This window comes from Proteus sp. G2669 (assembly GCF_009915245.1).
Lineage (GTDB): Bacteria > Pseudomonadota > Gammaproteobacteria > Enterobacterales > Enterobacteriaceae > Proteus.
In genome coordinates, this window is record NZ_JAABLX010000003.1 from 1 (window position 1) to 2,934 (window position 2,934).

At 35.8% G+C, this 2,934-nt stretch carries 4 protein-coding genes and 2 pseudogenes; all 6 read right to left on the reverse strand.

Annotated elements, in window-relative coordinates:
* Positions 1–366, reverse strand: a pseudogene (locus GWI68_RS00040) (RHS domain-containing protein); the annotation flags it as partial.
* A gap of 253 nt (positions 367–619) precedes the next feature.
* Positions 620–1,108: a hypothetical protein gene (locus GWI68_RS00045; RefSeq protein ID WP_166539023.1), complete on the reverse strand. Its 489-nt coding sequence runs from the start codon at positions 1,106–1,108 to the stop codon at positions 620–622.
* Positions 1,109–1,162: 54 nt separating this feature from the next.
* Positions 1,163–1,357: a hypothetical protein gene (locus tag GWI68_RS00050; RefSeq protein ID WP_243733268.1), complete on the reverse strand. Its 195-nt coding sequence runs from the start codon at positions 1,355–1,357 to the stop codon at positions 1,163–1,165.
* 18 nt (positions 1,358–1,375) lie between these two features.
* Positions 1,376–1,447: pseudogene (locus tag GWI68_RS20615) on the reverse strand (RHS repeat domain-containing protein); the annotation flags it as partial.
* Positions 1,448–1,626: 179 nt separating this feature from the next.
* Positions 1,627–2,007, reverse strand: coding sequence for a hypothetical protein (locus tag GWI68_RS00055; RefSeq protein ID WP_166539024.1), 381 nt, complete (start codon positions 2,005–2,007; stop codon positions 1,627–1,629).
* Positions 2,008–2,023: 16 nt separating this feature from the next.
* Positions 2,024–2,934 (reverse strand): RHS repeat-associated core domain-containing protein (locus tag GWI68_RS20195; protein ID WP_243733269.1); only part of this gene is annotated, 911 nt, incomplete at its 5' end.

Below are 2,934 nucleotides of genomic sequence, written 5' to 3' on the forward strand. Positions count from 1 at the left end.
ATCATAGTAGCGAAAGCGATTGTAATACAAGCCACTTTCTTTATCTTCATATTGACCGGCAAAACGAAAATGACATTCAGTGTATTCTGGGTCGTTATCGGCATAATCATCATGAGATTGCCAAAACGCCATTTGTCCCCAGGTATTTAACCGTCCTGCCCAGCTGACAATGCCTTTTTCGCTAAAGATTTCTCGTGGCGTGCCTTGATGGTCAGTGACGACATAATGCAGTTTTCCACGTTGATAACGAGCTGTTGGAGTAATTTCGCCGGGCTGGTAGAGCCACTGAATTTGCGGATCATAAGCGGGCGTACCATCGGCATAAATCGGAGTTTCTTGCACCATCTGGTTGCCCGACCACAGATAATCGACACGCTGAACGCGTTTATCTTTAAAGGTGGAATAGGGCGATTATCGACACTTTTTTGTTGCTTTGCACCAGTTGTAAAAACATTCCTTACACATCAGGCGGAATAAACTGATGTTCCGTGATATTGAGATGTTCGATTCTATTGAGAACCAATACAATAATCCAATGTGTTTTGAAATATTTTAAGATAAAAAATAATATCTTACCTCTAAGTTGTTATTAGTTTTATTGCACTATTGAATAGCAAAATTAAAGTCCATTTATTATTTGTTCAATAGTATAGAATCTTCCATTATAGTGTTGATTATAATACTCTACATTATCAGCTAATAATTTTCTTTTTTTACAGATGATTCGTTTTCTTATTTTATCTGCATTTTTAATTATTTCTTTTCTTAAAAAACCTAAAATGTATACTTGTGTTTTTTTATAAAGAATAGCTTCATTGATAGCTTTTAATAGTATATATATATTATCAGCCTCGTTAGATGTGATAAACTGTTTGCCTTTCATCCTAAGATAGATTTTATAAAATACACTATTAAGTTTTTCATTAGGATTGGTTTTGTTTGAATTTAATGTATCTATTAATTTATACGTTAATAAGTGTTTTTCTAAATAAATACTGGCAGGTTCCCATTTATCACTTAGCCCTCTAACGATAGATGATTCAGTTTGTTTCAGGTATGCATATAAAGTGAGTAAAAATTTATCATCATAATAGTAATAAGTATTCATAATTATTTGCAACTTCCTCTCATCATACGATCCCACCATGATTGTTTTTATCTTTTAAAGATAAGGGGGTTCACTTGGTATTATTGCTGTGGCCCTATTACTACCAAGATATGTTTGAACTAAGGTATCTTTGTGAACTTCATATTCTATATAGGATCCTTGTCCATTTGCACCTACATCTTTAGCGCTAGTAAAAGGAGTATCTTTAAAGGGAGAGCTTAAAGGTGGCGTAGGGCGATTATCGACCACTTTACTTTTACTAAGCCTTCTGCCAAAAGCATCGTAAGTATAACGCCAGCATTCCCCCTCAGGATTAAAACAGGCGATAAGTTGGTTCAGCGTATTCCATTGGTAATACCACTTTTTTACAGCGAAGAATCAGAGCTATGAAGCAACATCACTAACAATGGCAAGATACAAGAACTGATGGCAGAATATGCCAGTAGTTAAAAGGGATGTTGATCAATTTTTAAAGACAATTCAGTCAGAAGATTTTAAGATCTTCTGACTATTCTTAATTACTTAATGAATACACTATCTCTAATTTTTCTAATTTCTGGAGTTAATTCAAAACAGTCTTCTAATGGCTCATTATCTAAAGACCAGTGTTCTATTAATTGTAAATGAATCTGATTATTATCAGATAATAAAGTTAAAACTTTTATTATCAAATCATCATTCTTATTATTTTGAACCAATAAATCATTTACAATGTCAAGCATCAATTCCATTAATTCATTCTTTTCAAATGTATTATATTTATCATTCGTGTATGCTTGAATATATTTTTTTAACCATTCTTTTGTACGATATGGTTCTGATAATTCATAGCTCCAATCTTGAGTATATTCATCCCCTACTGGTAATTCTAAGTCTATAGCCAATTGATTTATATGCATAAATAAGGGTCTCTATTTAATTGGGATGAGATGAGTTATATGGAAATGATGTTCTAATCGAGCCATCAGGCTTTACGACCACTCTGGCCATATCTGGTTTTATTTCCACTCCATTAGGTAAATAACCGCGACCATTTATATTATTGGGCAAAGGAACATCATGAACACCAGGTCCTTTTTTAGCAACATCAGAAATAAAATTAGCAGCCGCGTTATCATCTAAATATTGTCCTATCTGATGATTTTTAGCTCTGGCTCTATCCATAAGTTGAAGAGTTTTTAATTTTTGGCCATGATCAATAAATGTATGTCCATAAGTTGGTTTGCTTTTAGGGTTTCCCCACTTCAACTTATCACAATTCTCACCCGCCAACCCAAACGGATCAACCCACCCAGTCGGACAATGTACGTACCCATACGGATTAAAGCCACCTAATAATCCGATAGGGTCTGGTGAAATATATTGCCCTGTGTCCTTATCATAGTAGCGAAAGCGATTGTAATACAAGCCACTTTCTTTATCTTCATATTGTCCGGCAAATCGAAAATGACATTCGGTATATTCAGGGTCATTATCGGCATAATCATCATGCGATTGCCAAAATGCCATTTGCCCCCAGGTATTTAACCGTCCTGCCCAACTAACAATGCCTTTTTCGCTAAAGATTTCTCGTGGCGTGCCTTGATGGTCAGTGACGACATAATGCAGTTTTCCACGTTGATAACGGGCTGTGGGAGTAATTTCGCCGGGCTGATAGAGCCACTGAATTTGCGAATCGTAAGCAGGGGTGCCATCGGCATAAATCGGAGTTTCCTGCACCATTTGGTCGCCAGACCACAGGTAATCGACACGCTGAACGCGTTTATCTTTAAAGGGAGAGCTTAAAGGTGGCGTAGGGCGATTATCGACCACTTTACTTTTACTAA